Raw genomic sequence first — 25,457 nt, 5'->3', positions numbered from 1 at the left:
CACCACCCCGCCGGGCGGTCAGCCGGCGTCGACGAGCGCGCGGCGGACCGCGGAGAACAACTGACCGAGGCCGAAGCCGGCGAGCAGCACCCAGACGGTGGTGGCCATGGTGGCGGTGCCGGCGGTCAGGTCGGCGTCGATCAGCCCGGTGAGCCCGGCCACCAGCAGCCCGACCAGGGCCACGCAGACCCGGGTGGGCCGCTCCCCCACGGTCACCGCGCCGATCTCCCGCATCCCCGCCGACACCGAGCGGGCGCGCACGTACTCGTGCAGCCAGGACAGGCCGCCGGCGGCGACGACCAGCGCGCCGGGCGCGCCCAGCAGCCAGAACGCGATCAGCCAGGCCACCTCGCCGAGCCGGTCGGCGACCGAGTCGTAGACGTAGCCCAGCCGGGTGGTGCGGGCGGTGGCCACCGCCACCGCGCCGTCGACGCTGTCCGCCACGGCGGCCAGCAGCACGAAGAGCGAGCCCAGGAACGGTCCGTCGCCGGGCCGGCCCACCAGCAGGGGTACGCAGAAGCAGAGCAGCACCCCGAACACGGTCACCGCGGTCGGGCCGACCCGGAGCCGGCCCAGCACGAAGCCCACGTGGTAGGCGAAGCGTAGCCAGGCGCGCACCACCGGCGCGGCGCTACGGGGATCGAACCCACCGTGCAGCCGCGCCCACGCGGTCGCGTACTGGTCCCAGTTCAGCTGTGTGCCCACCACGGATCAACCGTAGAAGGGCGCTCCGGGTGTCGTGTGGCGGGTGGTCACACCCGCGCGTCGGCGCGCAGGCGCTGCCAGACCTCGCGGGTCGCGGTGGACCGGTTGAGCGTGATGAAGTGGATCCCCGGCACGCCCTCGTCCAGCAGCTTCGCGCACATCTCGCCGGCCTGCTCGACGCCGAGCCGGTGCACCGCCTCGGGGTCGTCGGCCACCCGGTCGAACCGCTCGGCCAGCGCCGGCGGGAACGGCGCGCCGGAGAGCTGCACCGACCGCGCGATGGTGCCGATCTGGGTCACCGGCATCACCCCGGCCAGGATCGGGGTGTCGCAGCCGGCGGCGGCGACCCGGTCGCGCAGCCGCAGGTAGTCGTCGGCGTCGAAGAACATCTGGGTGATGGCGAACTCGGCGCCGGCCCGGCACTTGCGGACGAAGTGCGCGGTGTCGCTCGCCACGTCGGGCGAGCGCGGGTGCTTGTACGGGAAGGCGGCCACCCCGACGCTGAAGTCGCCGCTGTCGCGGACCAGCCGGACCAGATCCTCGGCGTAGCGGACGCCCTCGGGGTGGGTGACCCACTCGCCACCCGGGTCGCCCGGCGGGTCGCCCCGCACGGCCAGCACGCTGCGGACCCCGACCGAGGCGAGCCGGCCGATCACGTGCCGCAGCTCGGCGACCGAGTGGTTGACCGCGGTGAGGTGCGCCATCGGCAGCAGGGTGGTCTCGGTGGCGATCCGCTCGGTCACCGCGACGGTGGTGTCCCGGGTCGAGCCGCCCGCGCCGTAGGTGATCGAGACGAACGACGGGAGCAGCGACTCCAGCTCGCGGATGGCCTGCCAGAGCAGTTTCTCGCCGGCGGGGGTCTTCGGCGGGAAGAACTCGAACGAGAAGGTGGGGCGGCCGTCACGGATCAGCTCCCCGATCGCCGGCTGCGGATTGGGGAGGACCGAGGGGAGACCGAGCGCCACGGACCGACTGTAACCGGATCGGGCCGGTGTGCCGAGGACCTTCCCAGCCCGCGAGCGGGCCGGGCGCGACGTCGTACCCCGGGGGTAGAAAGACCTCAGCGCGGTGGGCGGCCGACGGCCGGCCCGGGGGCCCGCGCGGGGGTCGCCACGACGGCGACGCGCCGGTGCGCCACGGCCGGGTGTCCGCGTCGCCACCCGCGCCGTCGCCCCGGAGGTCCCGATGATCCCGTCCTCGCCGCCCGGCCCCCGCCTGCTGGGGCCGCTCCTGGCCGAGCTGCGGGCCGCCCGCGGTTGGAGCCAGCAGCGGTTCGCCGCCGAGCTGTGCGCCGCCTCCGGCGTGCCCACGCTCACCCGGCACGAGGTGTCCCGGTGGGAGCGTCAGCTCCGGCTCCCCGGCGATTTCTGGTCCGCCTGGCTGGCGACCGTCCTCGGGGTCCCCGGCACGTTGATCGCCGAGGCCACCGCGCGCAGTCGCCGGCTCGGCGCGGCGGCGGGTCCGGCCGGCAGGTCCCGGGCACGCCCGGGCCAGCGCGGGCGCGGCGGGTCCGGGCGGCAGGTCCCGGGCGCGCCCGGGCGGGCGCGGGCGCGGCGGGTCCGGGCGGCGCGCCGGGGCGGCGACGGGGCAGGCCCGGCGGGGACCGACTAGCGTCGGGGCGTGACCCACGCTGCTCCCGTCTCCCCCGTCGATCGCGCCGGCCTGCGCCAGCGGATCGACAAGGCGCTCACCGAGTTCCTCGCCGGCCAACGCGCCCGGCTGGCCGCCGTCGACGACGGCCTGCTGCCGGTCGCGGAGGCGATCGAGGCGTTCGTGCTGGGCGGCGGTAAGCGACTGCGCCCGGCCTTCGGCTACTGGGGCTACCGTGGCGCCGGCGGGATCGACTCCGACCAGGTCGTCGCCACCCTGGCGGCGTTGGAGTTCGTGCAGGCCAGCGCGCTGATCCACGATGACCTGATGGACCGGTCGGACACCCGGCGCGGTGAGCCGGCGGTGCACCGGCGGTTCGCCGCCCGGCACCGCGCGGCCCGCTGGGGCGGTGACGCCGACGCGTTCGGCGACGCCTCGGCGATCCTGCTGGGCGACCTCTGCCTGGTCTGGTCCGACGAGCTGCTGCACTCCGCCGGCCTGGCCCCGGCCACGGTGGCGCGGGCCCGGCCGGTCTTCGACGAGATGCGCACCGAGGTGACCGTCGGGCAGTACCTGGACGTGCTGACGCAGGCCACCGGCGACACCTCGGTCGAGCGGGCCGGCAAGGTGGCCCGCTACAAGTCCGCGAAGTACACCGTCGAGCGTCCGCTGCTGCTGGGCGCCGCGCTGGCCGGCGCGCCGGCGGAGGTGCACGCGGCCTACTCGGCGTACGGGCTGCCGCTGGGCGAGGCGTTCCAGCTGCGCGACGACGTGCTCGGGGTGTTCGGCGACCCGGAGCGCACCGGCAAGCCGGCCGGCGACGACCTGCGCGAGGGCAAGCGGACCTACCTGGTGGCGGCGGCCCTGGAGGCGCTCGACCCGGCCGGGCGGGAGCTGCTGCTGGGCGGGCTCGGCGCGGCGGACCTGGACGCCGCCGGGGTGACCCGGCTACGCGAGCTGATCACCGCGAGCGGCGCGTTGGCGCGCACCGAGCGCCGGATCGCCACGCTGACCGAGGGCGCCCTGGCCGCGCTGACCGCCGTCGACCTGGACACCGAGGCACGTCAGGCGCTGGTCGACCTGGCCATCGCCGCCACCCGCCGCGCCGACTGACCCCGCCCGCACCCCGCCCGCGCCCCCACCCGCGCGGTCGATCATGAAGTTGGCGGCGGAATCGATCTCCAACAGTGCCGCCAACCTCATGATCGACAGGGGTGGGTCAGAAGGCGACGGCCTGGGCGCGGCGCTTGACCTCGCGGGCCAGGTCGCCGGCGAGCGCGGCGGCGGGAGTGCCGGGGAGGCTCGGGTCCTCCCGGTAGAGCCAGCGCAGCGCCTCCTCGTCGTCGTACCCGGCGTCGGCGAGCAGGTTGAGCACGCCGGGTAGGTGCTTGAGCACGTTGCGGTTGGCCACCAGCTCGGCCGGGATCCGGCGGACACCGTCGCGGCGCACCGCGAGCAGCTCCCGGTCCCGGATCATCTGGTGCACCTTGCTGATCGACAGTTCGAGGCGCTCGGCCACGTCCGGCAGGGTCAGCCAGCCGGCCGGGTCGGTCGGTCCGGGCAGGTCGGCCCCGGTCTCGGCGGGTACGGAATCGGTCACCCGACCACCCTGCCACGTGCCGCCGCCGGCGGGTGCACGGCACCCCTGGAAGCCTCCCGGTAGCGTGCCGGCCCACCCTCGTCGGACCCCGGCGGTAGCATCCTGTTCAACCTTCACCGTCCCGACACATAGACTGCCTGCCGATGGACACACAGGTCGCCGACACGTTGCTGGGCTCGCTGCTCGACGGGCGCTACCGCATTCGCGGTCGCGTGGCCCGTGGCGGCATGGCGACCGTGTACACCGCCACCGACGAGCGCCTGGAGCGCACCGTGGCGGTCAAGATCATTCACCCGACCCAGGCACCGCAGGCGCGGGCCCGGATGGCCGGCTTCGTCGAGCGCTTCACCGACGAGGCGAAGACCATCGCCCGGCTCACCCACCCGAACGTGGTAGCGGTCTACGACCAGGGCATCCACGCCGGCCTGCCCTACCTGGTGATGGAGTACGTCCGCGGCCGCACGCTGCGCGACGTGCTCGCCGAGCGACGCCGGCTCAACCCGGACGAGGCGCTCGCGATCGCCGAGCAGATGCTCGCCGCGATCGCCGCCGCGCACCGGGCCGGTCTCGTGCACCGCGACGTCAAGCCGGAGAACGTGCTGGTCGCCGAGGCGCCCGCCGGCGGCAGCCGCAACCTGGTCGACAGCGTGGTCAAGGTGGCCGACTTCGGCCTGGCCCGGGCCGTCGAGGCCAGCGCCGAGGAGGAGAACGGCAACCAGCTCATGGCGACCGTGGCCTACGTGGCGCCGGAGCTGGTCACCCAGGGGCACGCGGACCCGCGCACCGACGTCTACTCGGCCGGCATCGTGCTGTTCGAGATGCTCACCGGCCGGGTGCCCTACGACGGCGACCGCCCGGTCGAGGTCGCCTGGCAGCACGTCGACCGCGACGTGCCGGCGCCGTCGACGCTGGTCCCGGCGCTGCCGCCGGTCCTCGACGCGCTCGTCGCCCGCGCCACCCGGCGCGATCCGGCGGCCCGCCCGGCCGACGCCGGCACGCTGCTGACCGAGGTGCAGGCCACCCGCGACGAGCTGGGCGACCCGCACGCGCACACCGCCGTGCTGCGCCAGATCAGCGACGACACGGCGGTGCTGAGCCAGCCGACCCAGGTGGTGGCCGCGGTCCGTCCGGCCGAGCGGCCGGCCTGGGCCCGGCTGCCCGAGGGCGGCGGGCAGCAGCGCCCGCACCGGCGTCGCGCCGACGAGCCGGAAGGGCCGGGCGCCCGGCTGGCCGCCCTGCGTACCCGGGTCATGGGCTCGCCGCGCGGCCGGCTGGCCGTCGCCGCGGCGGCCGTGGTGCTCGGCCTGGTGGCCGCGCTCGGTGGTTGGTGGTTCGGGGTGGGCCGCTACACGGTCGCGCCGCAGCTGGTCAGCATGACCAAGGCGGAGGCCGAGGCGCAGGCCCAGCGCGGCGGCTTCACGCTGCGCTACGCCGACCCCCGCTACGACGAGACGGTGCCGAAGGACACGGTGCTCGGGCAGGCGCCCGGGTCGGCCGCCCGGATCGTCAAGGGCGGCACCATCACCCTGACGCTGTCGCTCGGCCCGGAGCGGCTGCCGGTGCCGGACGTCGTCGGCAAGGACTACGAGCTGGCCCAGGCCGACCTGAGCGGCGCCAAGCTGGTGCCCGCCAAGGGTGCCTCCCGCTACGACGACGCGCTGCCGGCCGGCGTGGTGCTGGCCACCGACCCGAAGGTGGGCACGGTGGTCAAGCCCGGGTCGAAGGTGACGCTGATCCTCAGCAAGGGCCGCGCCCCGGTCACCGTGCCCAACCTGGTCGGCAAGAACATCAACGAGGCGCGCGGCATCCTGGCGAAGCTCGAGCTGACCGCGGAGGAGAACTACAAGGACTCCGACAAGCCGAAGGACGAGATCCTCGGCCAGAGCCCGGCCGACGGCACCGGCGTGGAGAAGGGCGCCAAGGTCAAGCTGGAGATCAGCAAGGGTCCGCCCCAGGTGGCCGTCCCCCGGGTGGTCGACATGCCCTGCCAGCAGGCCAAGCAGACGCTGGAGAGCCAGGGCTTCCCGGTCAACGTGCAGCTCAACCCGAACGGGGTGGCCCGGCTGCAGAACCCGGCCGAGAACACCCCGGTGCCGCCGGGCACCACGGTCACGGTGACCTGCCTGTGAGCGCGAGGAGCGAGCCGGTCCTGCCAGCCCGGCGGGTGGGCTCGCACACCCCCACCTCCGGCGGGCTGGCCCGGGCGGCGCTGCCCTACGCCGACGCGGCCGCCTCGGAGGTGGTGCAGGTCTACGTCTCCAACTCGCGCGGCTGGGCACTGCCGGCGGGTGACCCGACGCAGGACGCGCTGTTCCGCGACGGCTGCGGCGAGCGGGGCCTGCCCGTGTTCGTCCACGCCTCGCTGCTGGTCAACCTCGGCTCCCCCACCCCGGCCACGGTCACCCGGTCGGCCGAGACGCTGGCCCACGCGCTGCGGCGGGGTCGGGCCATCGGCGCCCAGGGCGTGGTGTTCCACGCCGGCAGCTCGGTCGACGACGGGCACGCCGAGGCGGCCCTGCGGCAGGTGCGGGAGTCGCTGCTGCCGCTGCTCGACGAGACGGCGGCGACCGGTGGGCCGATGCTGCTGGTCGAGCCGAGCGCCGGGGGCGGTCGGTCGTTGGCCTCCCGGGTCGAGCACCTCGGCCCCTACCTGGACGCGGTCGACCGGCACCCGATGCTGGGCGTCTGCTTCGACACCTGCCACGCCTGGGCCGCCGGGCACGACCTGGCCGCCGAGGGTGGCATGACCGCCACGCTGGACACGCTCGTCGACACCGTGGGCGCCGACCGGCTACGGCTGGTGCACGCCAACGACTCGAAGGACCTGTGCGGTTCCACCCGGGACCGGCATGAGAACATCGGCAAGGGCAGCATCGGCGAACCGGCGTTCGCGGAGCTGATGCGCCACCCGGCGACGGCGGGCGTGCCGGTGCTGGTGGAGACGCCCAGCGAGAAGCACGTCGGCCACGCGGCCGACATCGCCACCCTCAGGCGCCTCCACCCCTGATCGTCAGCCTCGCAGCGCCGCGGTCAGGACGTCCGCGGCGCGGTCGATCTGGGCGTCGGTGACGTCCAGGTGGGTGACCAGCCGGGCGGTACGCGGGCCGAGCACCGAGATCAACAGGCCCTCCGCCCGGGTGGCGGCGGCGAGGGCGTGCGCGTCGAGCGGGTGCTTGGTCAGGTCCAGCGGCACGATGTTGGTCCGCACCCCGGTCGTGAGCACGCCGTGCGGGGCGACCGCCTCGGCCAGCCGGGCGGCCTTGGCGTGGTCGTCGGCGAGCCGCTCGACGTGGTGCGCCAGCGCGTACCGGCCGGCGGCGGCGAGGATGCCGACCTGCCGCATGCCGCCGCCCATCCGCTTGCGCAGGAAACGGGCCCGGGCGATCTTCTCGGCGCTGCCCACCACCAGCGAGCCGACCGGCGCGCCGAGGCCCTTGGAGAGGCAGACCGAGAGCGTGTCGAACAGCGTGCCGTACTCCGCCAGCGGCACCCCGTCGGCCACGTGCGCGTGCCAGATCCGGGCGCCGTCGCAGTGCAGCACCAGCCCGTGCTCGTCGGCGACCGATCGGAGCCGGCGCAGCGTGGGCAGCGGGATCACCCCGCCGCCGCCCCGGTTGTGGGTCTGCTCCACAGCGATCGCCCGGGTGGGCACCGCGAAGTAGCCGTCCGGCCGGATCATCCCGGCGACCACGTCGGGGTCGAGGTCCGCGCCCACCGCCGGCCAGGTCCGCGACGAGATTCCGGAGTACGCGGCCGCGGCGCCGACCTCGTACGTGACCACGTGCGCGTCGGCGTCGCAGAGCAGCTCGTCGCCGGGCGACACGAGCAGTTGCAGGGCGATCTGGTTGGCCATCGAGCCGCTCGGGGCGAACAGCGCCGCCTCGTGGCCGAACCGGGCGGCCACCTCGGCCTCGAGCGCGGTGACGGTCGGGTCCTCGCCGTAGACGTCGTCGCCCACCTCGGCGGTGGCCATGGCTTCCCGCATCCCCGGCGTCGGCCGGGTCACGGTGTCGGTCCGAAGGTCGATCACTCTATCCACGCAACATCTCCGCAACCAGGAAGGCCAGCTCCAGCGACTGCTGGGTGTTCAGTCGCGGGTCGCAGGCGGTCTCGTACCGGTCGGGCAGGTCGAGGTCCTCGATGCCCTGGGCTCCGCCGAGGCACTCGGTGACGTCCTCGCCGGTCAGCTCGACGTGCAGGCCGCCCGGGTGGGTCTCCAGGCCGCGGTGCACCTCGAAGTAGCCGAGCACCTCGTCGACGATCCGGTCGAAGTGCCGGGTCTTGTAGCCGTTGGAGGACTCGTGGGTGTTGCCGTGCATCGGGTCGCACTGCCAGACCACCTTGGCGCCGGCGGCGGTGACCTTGGCGACGATCGGTGGCAGCGCGTCGCGGACCCGGTGGTTGCCCATCCGGCTGATCAGCGTGAGCCGGCCGGGGACGTTCTCCGGGTTGAGCTTCTCGCACAGCTCGATCGCCTCGTCCGGCGTGGTGGTGGGGCCGAGCTTGACGCCGATCGGGTTGGCGATCCGGGAGATGAAGTCGATGTGCGCGCCGTCGATCTGCCGGGTCCGCTCGCCGATCCAGAGGAAGTGCCCGGACAGCCCGTACGCCCGGCGGTCCGAGATGCGGGTGAGCGCCCGGTCGTACTCCAGCGCGAGGGCCTCGTGGGAGCAGTAGAGCGTGACCGTCCGCAGCGCCTCCTCGTCGGTCATCCCGCAGGCCCGGATGAAGGCGATGGCCCGGTCGATCTCCCGGGCGATCGCCTCGTAGCGTTCGCCGGCCGGGGACTGCCGGACGAAGTCCTTGTTCCAGTCGTGCACCGCGTGCAGGTCGGCCAGCCCGCCGGCCAGGTAGGCCCGCAGCATGTTCATCGCGGCGGCCGAGTTGGCGTACGCCCGGATCATGCGCTGCGGGTCGGCGACCCGCGCCTCCGGCGTGGTCTCCAGCGAGTTGATCATGTCGCCGCGGTAGGCCGGCAGGCCGCGGGCGTCGGTGGGCAGGGACCGGGGCTTGGTGTACTGGCCAGCGACCCGGGCCACCTTGACCACCGGCAGCGACGCGCCGTAGGTGAGCACGATCGCCATCTGGAGCAGGGTGCGGGCGTTGGCCAGCAGGTGACTCTCGGTGTTGTCGGCGAAGGTCTCCGCGCAGTCGCCGCCCTGGAGCAGGAACGCCTTGCCCTCGCAGACCAGCGCGAGGCGCCGCCGCAGCTGGTCGACCTCGTAGGGCGCGACCACGGACGGCACCGTGTCCAGCACCGTGCAGACCTCGGCGACCTGCGCCGGATCGCCCCAGGGCGGGGTCTGCGCGCGCGGCAGCTCCCGCCAGCGGTCGAGGCCGAGGGCCACGTCCTCGGCGGAGTCGGCGGTCGGGCGGCTGGTCTGCAGACCCGGGCTGCCCACGGCGGGGTGACTCAGCTGGTGCCACTCATGGCGCATGCAGGAAAGCGTACGGCGACCGCCCGGCCCGCCCGACGCCGAGGGGGACGGTTCCGGTGCGTGGGAGACCGGTGCCCACCCGGCCGGGGTCAGGGCGTGACGGCCGGCTGGGCGGAGTTGCCGCCCGGCGTCTCGCCGGCGATGCACCAGTCGGCACCGGTGCGGGTGACCGTGAACAGCAGCGACCGGGTGGCCTTGCGCGACCCGGCGGCCACCGTGATCGAGGCGCTGACCTCTTGGCCACGCGGCCCGGTGCGGACGTCGGTGATGGTGGCCTGCGGCACCGTGAAGTGGTCGGCGAAGTCGCCGTTCGGGCCGGTGGCGGTGGTGTCGAAGGCGGCCTGCAGGGGCGCGCAGAGCTGGCTGCGGCCGGCGGCGGCGTCGCGGGCGGCCAGCGCGTCCAGGTATGCCTGCACCCGCTCCCGGCTCTTGGCGGCGGCCTCCTCGGCCGGTGCCCGACCGGTGGGCGCGGCGGCGTTCCCCCCGGCGTCGCCCGAGCCGCAGCCGGCGAGGCCGGCCGGCAGAAGCGTGAGCAGGGCGAGAGCGGCCACCGGGCGGCGGCGGTGCTGCGGAACCATCGACCCTCCTCCTCGGCACGGACCGGTCGAGCGGCGAGTCTGTCACACCGACCCGCGCGCCGGCCCCCGGCCTCCCCCATCCTCGCCTCGATCGCGCCGCCCGGCCAGCCGGCACGCCCGCCGACTCCCGACCCCGGCTCGACGATCACTAGTCTCGGGTGGCGTGGCGGCACCGGACCGCACCCTTCGGCGGAGGTGACGAACCATCCTCACCGTGACGTCGGTCGACACCGCGTGGCTGCCCCCGGCCGAGCGGTTCGACTTCTGGCAGGACCTCGTCGCCCGGCAGTCGTCGACGGCCACCATCCGCAGCGCGTACGCGGACGACTTCACCGCCTCGGCCCGCGTCATCGATCTCGGCACGATCCGCCTCGGCGTCTGGCGTTACCCGTCGCTGGAGTTCACCCGCCCGGCCCAGATGATCGACAGTGGCGACCCGGAGCTGTACCAGCTCGCCCTGCCGCTGTCCGGACGCGGCGTGGTGACCCAGCAGCGCCGCGAGGGGCCGCTCGACCCGTCCGCGTTCACCCTCGTCGACACCGTCCGACCGCACGGCTCCCGGCTGCGGCCGGACGGTGCGACGCCGGGGGCGGTGGAGACGTTGACCGTCCTGGTGCCGCACCGGGCGGTGCCGTTGGCTCCGCGCCGGCTGGCGCAGTTGTGCGCCGCGCCCATCCCGGCCCGCACCGGGATGGGCGCGCTGCTCGCCGCGTTCCTGGGGCGCGTCGCGGCGCACCCGGAGCAGTACGCGCAGTCCGACGCCTTGCACCTCGACCGGATCGCCCTGGACCTGGTCGCCGGCGCCCTGGCCGGGCGGCTGGACGTCGAGCGGGACCTGCCGGCCGACACCCGGGTGACCGGACTCCGGGCGCGGGTGACGGCGTTCGTCCGGCAGCACCTGGCCGATCCGGACCTCACCCCGGCCACCGTCGCGGCGGCGCACCACCTGTCGGTGCGGTCGCTGCACCGGCTCTTCGAGGGCACCGGTACGACCGTCGGCGCGCTGATCCGCACCGGTCGGCTGGAGCGGGCGGCCCGGGAACTGGCCGACCCGACGCTGGGGCGGCTGAGCGTCGCGCAGATCGCCGCCCGGTGCGGTTTCGCGCACCCGGCGCACTTCAACCGCGTGTTCCGGGCCGCCTACGGGTCGTCCCCGGGCGAGCACCGGCACCGGGCCGCCCGGGGTTGACCACGCGGGCGGGGAGGGGCCGGTGCGGCCCCTCCCCGCCGGGTGGGTGGTGCGTTGGTGCGTCGACCTCGGCTCAGCCGAGACCGCCCTTGATGGCGCCGATCAGCTCACCGTTGCTGGTGTCTCCGGAGAGCTCCCAGAAGAACGCGCCACCGAGGCCCTGGGTGTTGGCGTAGCTCATCTTCCCGCCGATGGTCGCCGGGGTGTCGTAGCTCCACCAGTTGCTGCCGCACTTGGCGTACGCCGTGCCGCCGACCGTGGCCGTGGCCGGGCAGGTGTTCTTGAGGACCTTGTAGTCCTCGATGCCGGCCTCGTAGGTGCCCGGCGCCGCGCCGGTGGCGGTGCCGCCGGGGGCGGTCTGGGTGACGCCGGTCCAGCCCCGGCCGTAGAAGCCGATGCCGAGCAGCAGCTTGTTGGCCGGCACGCCCTTGGACTTGAGTTTCTGGATCGCCGCGTCGGACCAGAAGCCCTGCTGCGGGATGCCGGTGTACGAGTAGAGCGGCGAGTGCGGGGCGGTCGGCCCCTGGGCGGCGAACGCGCCGAAGTAGTCGTACGTCATCGGCATCAGCCAGTTGAGGTTCGTCGCCGCGCCGGCGTAGTCGGTCGCGTCGATCTTGCCGCCGTTGCTGCCGTCGGCGGTGATCGCCGCGGTGACCAGGAAGCTGGAGCCGAACTTGCTCCGCAGCGCGGAGACCACGTTCTTGAACGCGTTCGGGCCGCTGCTGTCGCACTGGAGGCCGCAGGCGTTCGGGTACTCCCAGTCGACGTCGATGCCGTCGAAGACGTCCGCCCACCGCGGGTCCTTGACCAGCGAGTAGCAGGAGTCGGCGAACGCGGCCGGGTTCTGCGCGGCCTGGGTGAAGCCGGCCGACCAGGTCCAGCCGCCGAAGGACCAGAGCACCTTCAGGTTCGGGTACATCTTCTTCAGCTTGCGCAGCTGGTTGAAGCTGCCGCGCAGCGGCTGGTCCCAGGTGTCGGCGACACCGTCGACGCTGTCCGCCGCGGTGTACGCCTTGTCGTAGTCGGCGTAGCTGTCACCGATGCTGCACCGCCCGCCGGTGGTGTTGCCGAAGGCGTACAGGATGTGGGTCAGCTTCGCGGCCGAGCCGCTGGTGTGGATGTTCTTGACGTGGTAGTTGCGGCCGTAGACGCCCCACTCGGCGAAGTAGCCGACCACCTTCTTGCCACCGGTCGGCGGCGTCGTGGTGGGGGGCGGCGTGGTCGGCGGCGGCGTGGTGGGCGGCGCCGTCGTCGGCGGCGTGGTGGTCGGCGGCGTGGTGGTGGGCGGGGCGGTGGTCGGCGGGGTGCCGCCACCGGCGCAGGAGCCGCCGTTGACGGTGCAGTTCAGCGGCCCCTTGTACGCCCCGGTGCCGTTGTAGCCCCAGTTGAAGCTGGCCCCGGGCGCGAGCGACCCGGCCCAGCTCTTGTTGACCGCGACGTAGTGGTCGCCGGTGCGGGTCACGTCGGCGTCCCAGGAGCTGCTGATCGAGGTGCCGGAGGGCAGGTCGAACTCGATGCGCCAGCCGTTCACGCTCGCGCCGGTGCCGTTGGTGACGGTGACCCGTCCCTCGTGACCGGTCCCCCAGTCCTGCACCTTGGTGAACGTGGCGGTGACGCTGCCGGCGGCCGACGCGGTGGTCACGGGCACCGCGGCGACCGCGAGCGCGACCACGGCGCCGGTGGCCCAGAGGGCCCGGCGGAGCGATCTCTTCATACGGCGTCTCCCCAATAGTTAGGAAACTTTCCAAATTGATTGCTGAGACGCTACTCACGCCGTCATCAGTTCGTCAAGATGTAGATGCGTCGATTTCACGGGTGGCGCGGGGCGAGCCGCCCGACGGCCCGTAGCCTCGTCGCATGACCGTTTTCGACGTACCCATCGACGCCCTCGCCGGCGGCCCGGCCGACCTCGACCGCTACCGCGGCCGCGCCCTGCTGGTGGTCAACGTGGCCTCCCGCTGCGGCCTCACCCCGCAGTACGCGGGCCTGCAGGCGCTCGCCGACACCTACGCCGGGCGCGGGCTCACCGTGCTCGGCGTGCCGTGCAACCAGTTCGCCGGTCAGGAGCCGGGCGAGGCCGCGGAGATCGAGGAGTTCTGCCAGGTCAACTACGGCGTCACCTTCCCGCTCACCGAGAAGGTCGACGTCAACGGGCCGGACCGGCACCCGCTCTACGCCGAGCTGGTGTCCACGCCGGACGCCGAGGGACACACCGGCGACGTGCGCTGGAACTTCGAGAAGTTCATCGTCGCGCCGGACGGCACGGCGGCCGCCCGGTTCGCCCCGCAGGTCACGCCCGAGGACGCCGAGCTGCGCGCGGCGATCGAGAAGGTCCTGCCGGCCTGAGCGCACGGCGGAGCGGCATGCCCCCCGTACCGGGGCATGCCGCTCGCGGGCCGGGCGCCTCGCTCAGCCGGCGGCGGACCGGAAGACCGGGTAGTAGCCGCCGGACTGGCCCGCGGCCGTCGGGTGGTAGGAGATGGTCAGGTTCAGCACGTTCAACGCGTGCAGCCACTTGGTGCCGTAGCTGCACAGCTGGTGACCGACGAAGATGGACCGGACGTCGGCGAACGTGAAGCCGGCGGAGGTGGCGGCCGTCCGGGTGATGTCGTCGAGCAGGTTGATGCCCTCGTTGATCTTCGCCCGCGAGGTCGCGGTGAGCCCGACGCAGACGGTGCCGAGCTGGTAGAAGACCGGGTAGCCGACCACCACGACGCGGGCCGAGGGGGCGCGGTTGCGGATGCCGTTGTAGACGTTGGCGAGCCGGCCCGGCATCTGGGTGCGGGCCACGTTCATGGCCGAGTTCACCGCCGCCACGCACTGCGACTCACCCTGGAGCACGCAGGTGCTCATGATGTTGGCGAAGCCGACGTCGTTGCCGCCGATCGTGACGCTGACCAGCGTGGTGGTCGAGGAGAGCGCGGAGAGCTGGTTGTTGATGACGTCCGCGGTGGTGGCGCCGGAGCAGGCGACCGAGCGGTAGGAGGCCGGTTGGATGTTCGCGTTGTAGAGCGCCGGATAGGCGTTCGTGCTGCGCAGGCAGTTGCCGCTCTCGGAGGTGTAGCTGTCGGCGCCGACGCCGGAGGCGTACGAGTCGCCGAGCGCGACGTAACGGTCGGACGGGGCCGCCTGGGCGGGGGCGGCCAGCGGCAGCGTGAACCCGACCGAGGCGGCCAGGGTCAGGGCGATGGTGGCAAGACGGGATCTCCGCACGTCGCACTCCTGGGGGTGGGAAGTGGTGGTGAGAGATTGATATCAATGAGATCACCAAACATGGAAGATCACCGATTCGCGGTCTCAGTCCATTGAGACTTGTCCATACAAATCGATGCCGGTCGGCGATCTTTCAATGAAGGATTCCGCCAGGGAATGCCGCGGGGCGTCGACGGGGTTGGCACCGGACATGACGACTGTGGGACTGATCGGCAGCGGCAACATCGGCGGCACGGTGGCCCGGCTCGCGGTGGAAGCCGGCCACGACGTGGTACTCAGCAACTCACGAGGACCGGAAACGCTCAAGGAACTGGTCGCCGAACTGGGCCCCCGGGCCCGGGCGGCCACCGCGGCGGAGGCGGCGACCGCCGGCGACCTCGTGGTCGTCACGATCCCGCTGCGCGCCTACCGTGAGGTGCCGGCCGCCCCGCTCGCCGGAAAGATCGTGATCGACACCGGAAACTACTACCCGGACCGGGACGGGCGCTTCGCCGAACTGGACGACGAGTCCACCACCACCAGCGAACTGCTCCAGCGGCACCTGTCGGAGTCGCGCGTGGTCAAGGCCTTCAACAACATCTACTTCGCGCACCTGCGCGCCCTGGGCCGCCCGGCCGGCGCGACGGACCGCACCGCCCTGCCGATCGCCGGCGACGACGAGGCCGCCAAGGCCAGCGTCACCGCGTTCCTCGACTCGCTGGGCTACGACGCCGTCGACGTCGGGCCGCTCGCCGAGGGCTGGCGGTTCCAGCGCGACACCACCGCGTACGCCGGCATCTACGCCACCGACGGCGACTGGGAACGGCCCGCGACGGTCGACGCGCGACGGTTGCGCGACGCCCTCGCCGCCGCCCGCCGCTACGCCGACAGCTGACCCACGCGCGCCCGGCGGCCGGTCACGATCGGCCGCCGGGCACCGGGCTCGTCGTCGGCCGCCGGCGCGGACCGGCGGCAGCGGCGCGGACCGGACGGTTCAGACCGGACGGCGGCCGGCGAAGCCGCACTCCACCCGGTGGTACCAGCGGACGTCGGTGTCCCCCTCCAACCAGCACCAGAGCACCGCCCGGCCGGCCCGCTCACCGGGGAAGTCGAGCAGCACCGGGGCGATCCCCTTGACCTCGATGTCGTGCTGGTGGAACTCCTCCACCACGGCGTGCAGCCGGGCCTCCAGCGCCTTCACCTCGGCGAGCCCGCCGAGCGCGCTGGCGCCGTGGTCGGCCAGGTCGACCCGCAGCTCGGCGAGGTCGGCACGCAGCTTGATCAGCTCGTTGACGCGGGGCCGCAGGGTGGCCACCAGGTGTCGCGCCTGGGCGAGAGTGAACACCGGGCCAGTATGGGGCACGGGAGCGGCGCTCGGCGGGGCCGCCGCCTCACACCTGGGCGGCGAGTTCGCGGGCGCGGTCGCGCGCGGCCTCCAACGCCGCCAGCATGGCCGCGCGTACGCCGTGGTTCTCCAACTCGCGGATGGCGGAGATGGTGGTGCCGGCCGGCGAGGTGACCGCCTCGCGCAGCTTCACCGGGTGCTCGCCGGAGTCGCGCAGCATCACCGCCGAGCCGATCGCGGTCTGCACGATCAACTCGTGCGCCACCTGGCGCGGCAGCCCGAGCAGGATGCCGGCGTCGATCATCGCCTCGACCAGCAGGTAGAAGTAGGCCGGCCCGGAGCCGGAGAGCGCGGTGACCGCGTCCTGCTGCGACTCGGGCACCCGGACGGTCGCGCCGAGCGGGGAGAACATCTCCTCGGCCAGGGCCAGGTGCGTGCCGGTGGCGTGCGCGCCCGGCGAGATGGCGCTCATCGCCTGGTCGACCAGGGCCGGGGTGTTGGTCATCACCCGCACCACCGGGGTGCCCTCGGGCAACCGGCGGTTGAAGAAGGCGGTCGGCAGGCCGGCGCAGAGCGAGATGACCAGCTTGCCGGCCGGGACCTTCGGGCCGATCTCGTCGAGCAGCGCGGCGGCGTCCTGCGGCTTCACCGAGACGGCCAGCACGTCGGCCTCGGCCACCGCGGTCGGGTTGTCGACCACCCGCACGCCGTAGCGGTCGGCCAGTTCCTGCGCGCGGGCCGGTCGGCGCGCGGTGGCGAGCAGCCGCTCCACCGGCCAGCCGGAGCGCAGCAGCCCGGAGAGCATCAGCTCGCCGATCTTGCCCGCGCCGATCACCGCGACCGTGTGCCCGCCCACCCGCGCCTCCTCGTCCGACTCCGGCGACTGTCAAAGGGGGCCCCTGCTATACGCGAGGCGTCAACAAGGGCCCCTCTTCACACCTCAGCTGCCGAAGAAGACCTCGGCCTCGGCGTAGCGCTCCAGCGGCACGGTCTTCAGCTCCGCGGTGGCGTCGGCCAGCGGGACCCGGACGATGTCCGTGCTCTGCATGGCGACCATCTTGCCCCAGTCGCCCTCGTGCACCGCGTCGATCGCCTGGAGGCCGAGCCGGGTGGCGAGCACCCGGTCGAACGCGGTCGGGGTGCCGCCGCGCTGGATGTGGCCCAGCACCACGGTGCGGGCCTCCTTGCCGGTCTTGGCCTCCAGCTGCTCGGCGAGCCACTGGCCGATGCCGCCGAGGCGGACGTGGCCGAACGAGTCGAGCTCCTGGTTGTGCAGCACCATCTGGCCGTCCAGCGGCTGGGCGCCCTCGGCGACCACCACGATCGGCGCGTACTGGTGCTGGAAGCGCTTCTCGACGTAGCCGGCGACCTGCTCGACGTCGAACTGCCGCTCCGGCAGCAGGATCACGTTGGCGCCGCCGGCGAGCCCGGCGTGCAGGGCGATCCAGCCGGCGTGCCGGCCCATCACCTCGACGACGAGCGTGCGGTGGTGGCTCTCGGCGGTGGTGTGCAGCCGGTCGATCGCCTCCATCGCGATGTTGACCGCGGTGTCGAAGCCGAACGTGTAGTCGGTGGCGCCCAGGTCGTTGTCGATCGTCTTCGGCACACCGACCACGTTGACGCCCAGCTCGTGGAGCTTGGTGGCGACGCCCAGGGTGTCCTCGCCGCCGATCGCGACCAGCGCGTCCACGCCCTGCGCGGCCAGGTTCTCCTTGATCCGCTGCACGCCGTTCTCGATCTTGAACGGGTTGGTCCGGGACGAGCCGAGGATGGTGCCGCCGCGCGGCAGGATGCCGCGCACCTCCGCGATGCCCAGCGGCTTGGTCAGCCCCTCGAGCGGGCCCTTCCAGCCGTCCCGGAAGCCCACGAACTCGTGACCGTAGGTGGCGACGCCCTTGCGGACCACCGCCCGAATCACCGCGTTGAGACCAGGGCAGTCGCCGCCGCCGGTGAGCACGCCGATACGCATGATCTGCTCATCCTCCTGAAGCATCAGGTGAAGCCCGGATTAAGCCCCAGGATATGTGTCGGATCAGACCATCGGCGCCGTTGCCGGCCCGGGGCGGGCCGTCACTGCGAACTGTAGTCGGCGCTGGTGTGCGCCGGCACCGCGCCCCGGGCCGTCCCGCCCCCGAGCCGGCTACCGGTCAGTAGCCGACCTCCTGGTTCTCCCCCGCCTTCGGCGGCTTCCCGGTCACCGCCGCCTTGGCGAAGCCGAGCAGGTTGACCACCGTGCTGCCCGGGGAGTCCCAGTACTCCGCGGAGCCGGCGTGCACCTTGATCAGGGTGATCCCCGGCGTCTCCAGGCCGTCCGGGAACCAGGCCTTCAGCAGCGGGTTCCACAGCTCCTTGGCCCGGGCGGCGTCCCACTCCTCGGTGGCGGTGCCGGCCACCGAGACCCAGGCGTTGTGCCTCTGGTCGGAGAAGCCGAGGTTGACCTGCGGGTTCACCCGGATCTGCCGGACCTTGGCGGAGTCGGCGTAGGCGAAGAACCACAGGTCGCCGTCGAAGTCCGCCTCCTGCAGGCCCATCGGCCGGCTCACCAGACGCCCGTCGACGGCGGTGGTGGTGAGCAGGCAGATCCGGGCGTCCCGGATCAGCTCGGTGACCTTGCGGCGGGCGTCGGCCGCGCTGGACGGCTCGTTGCTCATGAACCCCTCCTCGGATCGGCGTGATGCCGCTCCGGTGCCCCGGGCAGAACGGGTCAAACCTGCCGCGCAGCCTGGGGCAGGCGCTCACGGCCCTCGCTGCGCTCAGCGCGTGGTCATGGCCCGCCAGCGGGCCAGGTTGTGCCGGGCGTCGACGAGCGCGTCGTGCCGGCCGGACTCGGCCTCCGGCAGCCGGGGCCGGCCCCGGTCGTCCCAGAGCTGGCGCAGCTCCTTGGTGAACCGGGGGATCTCCCGGGGCAGCGCCGGCATGGCGCCCCAGAGCTGGGCCAGCACCACGTGGTCGTAGGCCGCGTACCAGGCCCAGAGTTCGAGCTGCTCGCCCGGCCGGTCGCGCACCGGGGCCAGCAGGAACTCGTGCAGGTCGTCGCGGATCCGCTCCCGCGAGCGCCACGCCCGGTCGGCCGGCGAGGGGAGCTTGTCCAGCACGTTGCGCCGCACCCAGGGCACCGCCCGGGAGTCGTCGAACTCGGTGGAGACCGCGTAGAACTCGCGGCCGTACTCGTCGACGACGCCGATCGACACCAGGTCGACGGTGCGGCCGTCCTCGATGAATTCGCAGTCATAGAAGTAGCGGTAGGCCATCGGCACCATCCTCGCCCATCGGCCCCGCCGGGCCGTCGCCGGGGCGTCCGCCGAGGTCGGCGCGGCGCCGGTCGCCGGCCGGGCATGGTCACGGAAGTGTCTCCAGGGGTGTACAGCACGCTACCGGGACGTCATGATCTGATGTGTACCGCCGTCGGGCGCCGAACCGGTTGAGCTGCCTCGTACCGGGACTGACAGCTTCACCCGGTGTGCGAGTGGTGACTTCTGACCGGGGAGGGGTTGGCCGTGGAGTCTCGCCTGCCGGAGCCAGGTGACGCGCTCACGGGCGTGGAGATGTTCGCCGGGCTGGAGCCGGAGGTGCGGCAGCGCGTCATCGCCGCGGCCGTGCCGCGCACCTACCGCAAGGGGCAACTCCTCTTCGTCGAGAACGACCCCGGTGAGTCCCTGATCGTGCTGCGCCGCGGCGCCGTGGCGGTGTTCCGCACCGCCCCCACCGGCGAGCGGGCCGTGCTGTCGGTGATCCGACCCCCCGACGTGCTGGGCGAGGTCTCCCTGTTGGACGCCTCGACCCGGTCGGCGTCGGCCGAGGCCATCGAGGACTGCGCCGCGCTGGCGCTGTCCCGCCCCGCCTTCATGGAGCTGGTCCACTCCAACCCGCGCATCCTCGACGCGGTGATGCGCTCGCTCGGCCAGCTGATCCGCCGGCTCACCGAGCAGAACGCCGACCACGTCTTCCTCGACCTGCCCGGCCGGGTGGCCAAGACGCTGGTCCGGCTGGCCGGCGAGAGCCAGGCTCCGATGATCACCATCGAGCTCAACCAGAGCCAGCTCGCCGAGATGGCGGGCGGGTCGCGACAGAGCGTCAACCAGGCCATCGGCTCGTTCGCCAGCCGCGGCTGGCTGCGTACCGAAGGTCGTCGGATCGTGGTGACCGACGTGGCCGCGTTGCGCCGCCGCGCCGGCATGAGCGACCGCTAGGTCCACCACCGGCGCCGCGCCCACCGCCGGCGCCACCCCGGGAGCGCGCGCACCACGCGCCGGCGCGCCCCGGCCCACCCCACGCACACGCAGGCGCCGACCGCCTCGGGCGGTCGGCGCCTGCGTGTGCCGCGTCAGCGTGTCGGGCCGAGCCAGCCACGCGTGGGGCCGACCCAACCGCGGGTCGGGCCGGCCCAACCGCGGGTGGGGCCGATCCAGCCCTGCGGGGTGGTGGCGGAGAAGCCGGGGCCGGCCCAGCCGGTCGCGGTGGCGTTGGTCGAGGTGGTCATCGTTCCTCCCGGAGATCGTCGGTCCGCCGCGTCTGGTGCGGCGGTACGGGACAGACGCTACGGCCGATGCGAGTCGGACAAAATAGACATATGTGCATTAATTGCTGCCTGAAGAGCCGTTGTCCGGCCCCGATCCCCGCTGCCAAGGTTGCCCCGCGCGCCCCTGCCCCGGTGCCCCGCCGGACAGACCGATCGCAGCGAGGAGTTGACGGGCATGTCACTGATCCGCGGCAATGTCGCCTTTCGTCGTTACTGGTCCGCCCGCCTCGTCTCCTACCTGGGCGACCAGCTGGCCCGCACCGCGCTGTTGATCGCCGCCTACGACAGGTACGGAGGCACGGCGGTGGCCCTGCTGCTGCTGGCGACCACCGCGCCGAGGCTCCTCGGACCGTTGCTGGGCGCGCTCGCCGACCGGTTCGACCAACGCCGGCTGATGGTCGGCTGCGACCTGACCCAGGCCCTGCTCTACCTCACCCTGGCGCTGCTGGCCCCGCCGCTGCCGGTGCTGCTCGCGGCGGTCACCGCGGCCACCCTGGCCGCCACCGCCTTCACCCCGGCCGGCCGGAGCCTGCTGCCCCGGCTGGTGGGCCAGGAGCGGCTGCCCGCGGCCAACGCCCAACTGGCGGTCGGCATGAACATCGGGTTCGCCGCCGGCCCGGCCCTCGGCGGGCTGATGCTGGCCACCATCGACCTGACGTCCACGCTGATCGTCGACGCCGCCACCTTCGTGGCGTCCGCGCTGCTGATCGGCGGCGTACGCGGGCTGTCCGCGCCCGGCGCGCCGACCCCACCGCGCGAGCCGTACCGTCAGGTGCTCGGCGCGGGCATGCACGTCGTGCGCACCAGCGGCGTGGTGCGGGCGGTCTCGATCGGTTTCCTGGTGCTGGTGACGTTCGCCGCGCTGGACAACCTGGCCCTGGTGCCGCTCGGACGCACCGCGCTCGCGGCCGACGAGGTCATGATCGGCCTGCTCGGCACCGCCTACGGCGTGGGCATGGTGCTCGGCCCGATGCTGCTGGCCCGCGCCGGCGGACGAACCAGGATGCAGTTCGTGCTCTACGGCGCGGTGCTCGCGCTCGGCGTCGGCACGCTCGTCACCGGCGTGAGTCCGGTGATCGGCGTGGCGCTCGTCGGGCAGGCGCTGGCCGGGGCCGGCGCGGGTTGGCACCACGTGGCGTCGGACACGCTCATCCAACAGCACGTGCCGGCCGAACGGCTCGGCGTCGTCTTCGGCACGGTCTACATGTTCCCCTACGGGGCGGAGGTGCTGGCGTACCTCGCCGGGGCGTCCCTGCTCGGGGCGATCGGACCCCGGTGGCTGCTGGCCGTGTCCGGCGTCGGGATCCTCGCCACGCTGGCGCTCGTGGTGCCGCTGCTGACCCGGGCCCTCGGTGGGCGGGTGGGGCGGCGGGCGGCGGTGGCGGCGGTGGCCTGAGCCGACCGGGCACGGCGGAGCCGGTGGCCGCGGCCACCGGCTCCCCCTGGTCTCAGTTGTCCTTGGTGTCGGCCGGCGGCGCGCTCGGGCCGGGGCCGATCTTCGACGGGTCGGTCTTCTTCGGCGGCGTCGTCGTGGTGGTGGTCGTGGTCTCGGACGATCCGCTGCTCGTGGGCTGCTCCACCATGCCTTTTTCCTCCAGTTCGGCGAGTGTGACGGCGTCCACGTCGACCGTGTCGCCCGAGGCCCACACCGTCCCTCGTGGATCGGTCCATGGGGCGGAAAGCCGGACGTGCACGGCACTCTCCCTGTCGACGGGACTTCCTGCTAGGGGAGACTAGACCCGGCCGAACAGCCGTGACGTCCCGCCGAGGGGTCGGTTACCCGACTGCCGGCCGCGCGGGACACTGGTGACCTCACGCGTACGGAGCCGGACATCGACCTCACCTGTGGACACTGCTCCCGGAGCGCCGGGCCGGACGACCGCTTCTGCGGCGGGTGCGGCCGGCCGCTCGCCGCCGCCTGCCCGGGCTGCGGTCACGCCAACGACGCCGGGGCCAACTTCTGCACCAACTGCGGCCAGCCGCTGCGCGACCACGCGGTCGCGGTGCAGGAGGACCGCCGGCAGGTGAGCGTGCTCTTCATCGACATCGTCGACTTCACCACGTACGCCGAGCGGGCCGACCCGGAACAGGCCCGCGGCCTGCAACAGGTCTACTTCGCCACGGTGCGCCGGCTGGTGCACCAGTACGGCGGCGTGGTGGAGAAGTACATCGGCGACGCGGTGATGGCGTTGTTCGGCGCGCCGGTGGCCACCGACAACGACGCGCTGCGGTGCGTACGCGCCGGGTTGGAGCTGCAGCGGAGCCTGGCCCGGCAGCCGGCCGGACCGCAGCCCCCGCTCGGCTTCCGGGTCGGCATCGCCACCGGCGAGGCGCTTGTCGACCTGGCCGCGGCGCGCGACGGCGGCCAGGCGTTCGTCACCGGCGACGTGGTCAACACCGCGAGCCGGTTGCAGGCGCTGGCGCCGGTCGGGGGCGTGGTGGTCGACGAGAGCACCTGGGCGGCCACCCGGCGCGAGATGGAGTACGCCGACCAGCCGCCGGTGACGCTGCGCGGCCGGTCGGCGGTGAGCCGGATCTGGCTGGCCGTGCAGGCCCGGCCCCGGCGCGACGACCAGGGCGCCGAGCTGACCCCGATGGTCGACCGGGACCACGAGCGGGGCCTGCTGGTCAGTGCGCTGCACCGCACCGTCACCGAGCGCACGTCGCAGCTGCTGACCGTCTTCGGCCCGGCCGGGGTGGGCAAGAGCCGGCTGCTGCGCGAGCTGGCCCGGCACGCGGCGAATCTGCCCGGCGCGCGGGTCACCTGGCTGACCGGTCAGTGCCCACCGTTCGGCGAGAACGTCACCTACGCCGCGCTCGCCGACATCGTGCGCCGCTGGACCGGGCTGACCGGCGCCGACGACCCGGCCGCCGCCCGGGAGCGCCTGCGCGAGCGGCTAAGCCGGCTCGCCGACCCGCACGCGGTGCGGCTGGCCGAGGCGCTGGGCCCGCTGGTGGGCGTGCCCGGGGAGCGGCTCACCTCGGCCGAGACCGAGGCGGCGTGGCGGCGTTTCCTGCTCGCGCTGGCCGCGACCGGCCCGACCGTGCTCGTCTTCGAGGACATGCACTGGGCCGACGAGGCGATGCTCTCCTTCGTGGAGCAGCTCGGCGCGGCGGCCCGCAACGTGCCGCTGCTGGTCGTCGCCACCGCCCGGCCGGAGCTGCGCGAGCGGCACCCGGCGTGGACCGGCACGATCAGCGGTGCGATGTCCATCTCGGTGCCGCCGATGCACGACGGCGACATCGACACGCTCTACTCGCTGCTGCTCGGCCAGGCCACGCTGCCCAGCGACGCCCGCGCGCCGCTCATCGAGTTCGCCGACGGCAACCCGCTCTATGCCCAGGAGTACGCCCGGATGCTGCTCGACGGCGGCCTGGTCGAGCGCGCCGCCGGCCCGGTACGCCTCGACCCGGCCGGCGGCGCCGGGATGCCGCGTACCGTCCAGGCGGTCATCGCCAACCGGCTGGACCTGCTGGACGCGGCCGACCGGGCGGTGCTCCAGGCCGCCTCGGTGGTCGGGGTGCAGTTCTGGGCGGCGCCGGTGGCGCTGGCCCTGGGCCGGCCGGCGGAGTGGGTGGAACGGGCGCTGCACCGGCTCCAGCGGCGCGACCTGGTCTTCGAGCTGCCCACCTCGACCATGCCCGGGCAGCCGGAGTACCGGTTCCGGCACGTGCTGGTGCGGGACGTCTGCTATCAGCGGCTGCCGCGCGCCGAGCGGGTGGCCCGGCACCAGCGCGCCGCCGACTGGCTGGAGCAGCTCGCCGACGGCCGGCAGCACGACCTGGCCGAGGTGATGGCCAACCACCGGTGGGCGGCGCACGAGATCGCCCGCACGGTGGGCCTGGACCAGGCTCCGCACGCCGCCGCCACCCGGTCCGCCTTGCACCGGGCCGCCCGCCGGGCGTACGACCTGCACGCGCTGGACACCGCGGCCACGCTCGTCGAGCGCGCGCTCAGCGTCGAGTGCGGGCCGGATCCGGCGCTGGAGCTGTTCCAGGCCGAGTTGGCCTTCTACGCCGACCAGGACGGGTTCCTGGTGGCCGACGGCACGGCCCTGCTGACCCGTCTCGCCGGGCAGCTGACCGACGCCGGTGACCTGCCCGGCGCGGCGAAGGCGTGGCGGCTGCTGGCCACCGCGGCGTGGGCCCGGGCCGACCGGTCGGAGACGTTGCGCTGCCTGGACCGGGCGATCCGGCTGCACGCCGCGCTGCCGGACAGCGAGGACAAGGTCGGCGTGCTGCTGGAGCTGGCCCGGGCGCACATGCTCGACGCGGAGACCGAGCCGGCCTGCGCCGCCGCCGGCAGCGCCGCCGAGCTGGCCGAGCGGCTGGAGCTGCGCGAGGCGCGGGCCAACGCCCGGATCACCCTGGCGGTGGCCCGCTACCAGGCCGGCGTCGAGGAGGCGTACGCCGAGCTGGCCGAGGTCACCGAGGAGTGCCGGGTGGAGCGGCTCACCAGCCGCCGTCGCGCGGTGCACAACCTGGCGTGGGCGTTGCAGGAGGAGGGCGACCTGGCCGGCTCGGCCCGGCTGGTCGACGAGCAGCGGTCGCTGGACCTGGCCGGCGAGCACGGCCTCACGGTGAGCTTCAGCGACCAGTGGACCCGGTCCTACTACAGCGGGGACTGGACCGCGGCGCTGCGGATGGCCGAGGGGTCCACCCGGCGCCCGACCGACGAGTGGGACCTGCACATCGTGGCGATCTCCGGCTGGATCCGGGCGCTGGGCGACGGCCCGGCCGCCGCCGACGGCGCCCCGGACCTGGTGGACCAGGCGCTTGTCGCCGCGCGGCGCAGCGGCTTCCACCGGGTGTTGCGGTCCACCGTGGCACACGCCGCGCTCTGCCGCGCGGTGCAGGGCCGCCGGGACGAGGCGCTCGCGCTGCTGGCCGAGCTGGACGCGGACTGGCGGCGCACCCGGATGATCCCGTTCGCCGAGTGGGTGCCGGCGGTCGGTCACGTCGCCGGCCTGCTCGGTGACGACGCCGCGCTGCTGGTGCGTGACCTGCTGGGCCGCGCGCCGCGCGCGACCCGCTGGGCGCGGGCGGCCGGTTGCTCGGCGGACGCGGCGTTGGCCCGCCGCGACGGCGACCTGGCCCGGGCCGGCCGGCTGTTCACCGCCGCCGCGGAGGGGTACGCCGGAATGACCGACGTCACCGACGAGGTCATCGCCGCCGCCCTGGCGGTGGGGCCGCTGACCGAGGCGGACCCGCCGGCCGCGACGGAGACGCTGGCCCGGGTGCGCGCGTTCGCGGACCGGCACGCCGCCGGTGGTCTGCTGCGGATCGCCGGCGCCGGTTGAC

General features: G+C 73.9%; 25 protein-coding genes. 10 read left to right on the top strand and 15 right to left on the bottom strand.

Annotated elements, in window-relative coordinates; all coding sequences use genetic code 11:
- Positions 1-18 precede the first annotated feature (18 nt).
- Together GA0070213_RS07465 and metF are read right to left on the bottom strand one after the other, a co-directional pair.
- Positions 19-708, bottom strand: a complete 690-nt coding sequence (locus GA0070213_RS07465) for a CDP-alcohol phosphatidyltransferase family protein (protein WP_091059501.1) — start codon at positions 706-708, stop codon at positions 19-21.
- A 44-nt stretch (positions 709-752) separates the two neighbouring features.
- The gene (gene metF / locus GA0070213_RS07460; RefSeq protein WP_091059499.1) at positions 753-1,670 is read right to left on the bottom strand and encodes a methylenetetrahydrofolate reductase [NAD(P)H]; all 918 of its coding nucleotides are present in this window, start codon (positions 1,668-1,670) and stop codon (positions 753-755) included.
- Between the two features lie 220 nt (positions 1,671-1,890).
- Between metF and GA0070213_RS07455 the strand changes: the two genes are divergently transcribed.
- Positions 1,891-2,316 carry a helix-turn-helix domain-containing protein gene (locus GA0070213_RS07455; RefSeq protein WP_245716297.1) on the top strand — a complete coding sequence of 142 codons (426 nt, stop codon included), beginning with the start codon at positions 1,891-1,893 and terminating at the stop codon, positions 2,314-2,316.
- A 9-nt stretch (positions 2,317-2,325) separates the two neighbouring features.
- On the top strand, positions 2,326-3,408 hold the full coding sequence (locus GA0070213_RS07450; RefSeq protein ID WP_091059496.1) for a polyprenyl synthetase family protein: 1,083 nt from the start codon (positions 2,326-2,328) through the stop codon (positions 3,406-3,408).
- 106 nt (positions 3,409-3,514) lie between these two features.
- Here the strand turns inward: GA0070213_RS07450 and GA0070213_RS07445 are convergent, their stop codons facing one another.
- The gene (locus tag GA0070213_RS07445) at positions 3,515-3,895 is read right to left on the bottom strand and encodes an Rv2175c family DNA-binding protein (RefSeq protein ID WP_091059493.1); all 381 of its coding nucleotides are present in this window, start codon (positions 3,893-3,895) and stop codon (positions 3,515-3,517) included.
- A 143-nt stretch (positions 3,896-4,038) separates the two neighbouring features.
- Between GA0070213_RS07445 and pknB the strand changes: the two genes are divergently transcribed.
- Together pknB and GA0070213_RS07435 are read left to right on the top strand one after the other, a co-directional pair.
- On the top strand, positions 4,039-6,024 hold the full coding sequence (gene pknB, locus GA0070213_RS07440) for a Stk1 family PASTA domain-containing Ser/Thr kinase (protein ID WP_091059490.1): 1,986 nt from the start codon (positions 4,039-4,041) through the stop codon (positions 6,022-6,024).
- Between the two features lie 20 nt (positions 6,025-6,044).
- Positions 6,045-6,902 carry a deoxyribonuclease IV gene (locus GA0070213_RS07435; RefSeq protein ID WP_175441258.1) on the top strand — a complete coding sequence of 286 codons (858 nt, stop codon included), beginning with the start codon at positions 6,045-6,047 and terminating at the stop codon, positions 6,900-6,902.
- 3 nt (positions 6,903-6,905) lie between these two features.
- Here the strand turns inward: GA0070213_RS07435 and GA0070213_RS07430 are convergent, their stop codons facing one another.
- The 3 genes from GA0070213_RS07430 to GA0070213_RS07420 form a co-directional block, all read right to left on the bottom strand.
- Complete coding sequence (locus GA0070213_RS07430) at positions 6,906-7,925, bottom strand: threonine aldolase family protein (RefSeq protein ID WP_091059484.1); 1,020 nt, start codon at positions 7,923-7,925, stop codon at positions 6,906-6,908.
- Position 7,926: 1 nt separating this feature from the next.
- On the bottom strand, positions 7,927-9,333 hold the full coding sequence (locus GA0070213_RS07425; RefSeq protein ID WP_091059480.1) for a class II 3-deoxy-7-phosphoheptulonate synthase: 1,407 nt from the start codon (positions 9,331-9,333) through the stop codon (positions 7,927-7,929).
- A gap of 89 nt (positions 9,334-9,422) precedes the next feature.
- Positions 9,423-9,911 (bottom strand): hypothetical protein, encoded by a 489-nt coding sequence (locus GA0070213_RS07420; RefSeq protein ID WP_091059476.1) that lies wholly within the window; start codon positions 9,909-9,911, stop codon positions 9,423-9,425.
- Between the two features lie 214 nt (positions 9,912-10,125).
- Between GA0070213_RS07420 and GA0070213_RS07415 the strand changes: the two genes are divergently transcribed.
- Positions 10,126-11,100: a helix-turn-helix domain-containing protein gene (locus tag GA0070213_RS07415; protein ID WP_091059473.1), complete on the top strand. Its 975-nt coding sequence runs from the start codon at positions 10,126-10,128 to the stop codon at positions 11,098-11,100.
- A 73-nt stretch (positions 11,101-11,173) separates the two neighbouring features.
- Here GA0070213_RS07415 and GA0070213_RS07410 read toward each other — a convergent pair whose 3' ends face one another.
- A complete protein-coding gene (locus tag GA0070213_RS07410) occupies positions 11,174-12,814 on the bottom strand; it encodes a glycosyl hydrolase family 18 protein (protein ID WP_091059469.1) in 1,641 nt (546 codons plus the stop codon).
- A gap of 143 nt (positions 12,815-12,957) precedes the next feature.
- On the opposite strand from GA0070213_RS07410, the gene GA0070213_RS07405 reads away from it, so the two are divergent.
- Complete coding sequence (locus GA0070213_RS07405; protein WP_091059466.1) at positions 12,958-13,446, top strand: glutathione peroxidase; 489 nt, start codon at positions 12,958-12,960, stop codon at positions 13,444-13,446.
- Positions 13,447-13,509: 63 nt separating this feature from the next.
- On the opposite strand, the gene GA0070213_RS07400 is transcribed toward GA0070213_RS07405, so the two are convergent.
- Positions 13,510-14,313 (bottom strand): SGNH/GDSL hydrolase family protein, encoded by an 804-nt coding sequence (locus tag GA0070213_RS07400; RefSeq protein WP_091059462.1) that lies wholly within the window; start codon positions 14,311-14,313, stop codon positions 13,510-13,512.
- Between the two features lie 190 nt (positions 14,314-14,503).
- Here GA0070213_RS07400 and GA0070213_RS07395 point away from each other — a divergent pair, with 190 nt between their 5' ends.
- On the top strand, positions 14,504-15,187 hold the full coding sequence (locus GA0070213_RS07395; RefSeq protein WP_091059459.1) for an NADPH-dependent F420 reductase: 684 nt from the start codon (positions 14,504-14,506) through the stop codon (positions 15,185-15,187).
- Positions 15,188-15,286: 99 nt separating this feature from the next.
- Here the strand turns inward: GA0070213_RS07395 and GA0070213_RS07390 are convergent, their stop codons facing one another.
- The 5 genes from GA0070213_RS07390 to GA0070213_RS07370 form a co-directional block, all read right to left on the bottom strand.
- Positions 15,287-15,637 (bottom strand): DUF2203 domain-containing protein, encoded by a 351-nt coding sequence (locus tag GA0070213_RS07390; RefSeq protein WP_091059454.1) that lies wholly within the window; start codon positions 15,635-15,637, stop codon positions 15,287-15,289.
- 46 nt (positions 15,638-15,683) lie between these two features.
- Positions 15,684-16,493 carry a pyrroline-5-carboxylate reductase gene (proC, locus tag GA0070213_RS07385; RefSeq protein WP_091059451.1) on the bottom strand — a complete coding sequence of 270 codons (810 nt, stop codon included), beginning with the start codon at positions 16,491-16,493 and terminating at the stop codon, positions 15,684-15,686.
- 84 nt (positions 16,494-16,577) lie between these two features.
- Positions 16,578-17,606 carry a 6-phosphofructokinase gene (locus GA0070213_RS07380; RefSeq protein ID WP_091060140.1) on the bottom strand — a complete coding sequence of 343 codons (1,029 nt, stop codon included), beginning with the start codon at positions 17,604-17,606 and terminating at the stop codon, positions 16,578-16,580.
- A 178-nt stretch (positions 17,607-17,784) separates the two neighbouring features.
- Positions 17,785-18,288 (bottom strand): pyridoxamine 5'-phosphate oxidase family protein, encoded by a 504-nt coding sequence (locus GA0070213_RS07375; protein WP_091059448.1) that lies wholly within the window; start codon positions 18,286-18,288, stop codon positions 17,785-17,787.
- 102 nt (positions 18,289-18,390) lie between these two features.
- Complete coding sequence (locus GA0070213_RS07370; RefSeq protein ID WP_091060136.1) at positions 18,391-18,888, bottom strand: polyadenylate-specific 3'-exoribonuclease AS; 498 nt, start codon at positions 18,886-18,888, stop codon at positions 18,391-18,393.
- Between the two features lie 246 nt (positions 18,889-19,134).
- Between GA0070213_RS07370 and GA0070213_RS07365 the strand changes: the two genes are divergently transcribed.
- A complete protein-coding gene (locus GA0070213_RS07365; protein WP_091059444.1) occupies positions 19,135-19,827 on the top strand; it encodes a Crp/Fnr family transcriptional regulator in 693 nt (230 codons plus the stop codon).
- 134 nt (positions 19,828-19,961) lie between these two features.
- On the opposite strand, the gene GA0070213_RS31445 is transcribed toward GA0070213_RS07365, so the two are convergent.
- Positions 19,962-20,117, bottom strand: a complete 156-nt coding sequence (locus GA0070213_RS31445) for a hypothetical protein (RefSeq protein WP_175441244.1) — start codon at positions 20,115-20,117, stop codon at positions 19,962-19,964.
- A gap of 214 nt (positions 20,118-20,331) precedes the next feature.
- Here GA0070213_RS31445 and GA0070213_RS07360 point away from each other — a divergent pair, with 214 nt between their 5' ends.
- Positions 20,332-21,552: an MFS transporter gene (locus GA0070213_RS07360; RefSeq protein ID WP_091059441.1), complete on the top strand. Its 1,221-nt coding sequence runs from the start codon at positions 20,332-20,334 to the stop codon at positions 21,550-21,552.
- Positions 21,553-21,604: 52 nt separating this feature from the next.
- Here the strand turns inward: GA0070213_RS07360 and GA0070213_RS07355 are convergent, their stop codons facing one another.
- Positions 21,605-21,778 (bottom strand): hypothetical protein, encoded by a 174-nt coding sequence (locus GA0070213_RS07355; RefSeq protein WP_245716295.1) that lies wholly within the window; start codon positions 21,776-21,778, stop codon positions 21,605-21,607.
- 210 nt (positions 21,779-21,988) lie between these two features.
- Here GA0070213_RS07355 and GA0070213_RS07350 point away from each other — a divergent pair, with 210 nt between their 5' ends.
- Positions 21,989-25,456: an ATP-binding protein gene (locus GA0070213_RS07350; RefSeq protein WP_091059435.1), complete on the top strand. Its 3,468-nt coding sequence runs from the start codon at positions 21,989-21,991 to the stop codon at positions 25,454-25,456.
- Position 25,457: the final 1 nt, after the last annotated feature.

The organism is Micromonospora humi, from assembly GCF_900090105.1.
GTDB lineage: Bacteria > Actinomycetota > Actinomycetes > Mycobacteriales > Micromonosporaceae > Micromonospora > Micromonospora humi.
The sequence above is the reverse complement of the archived record's forward strand: the minus strand, read 5'-3'. Positions and strand labels throughout refer to the sequence as shown.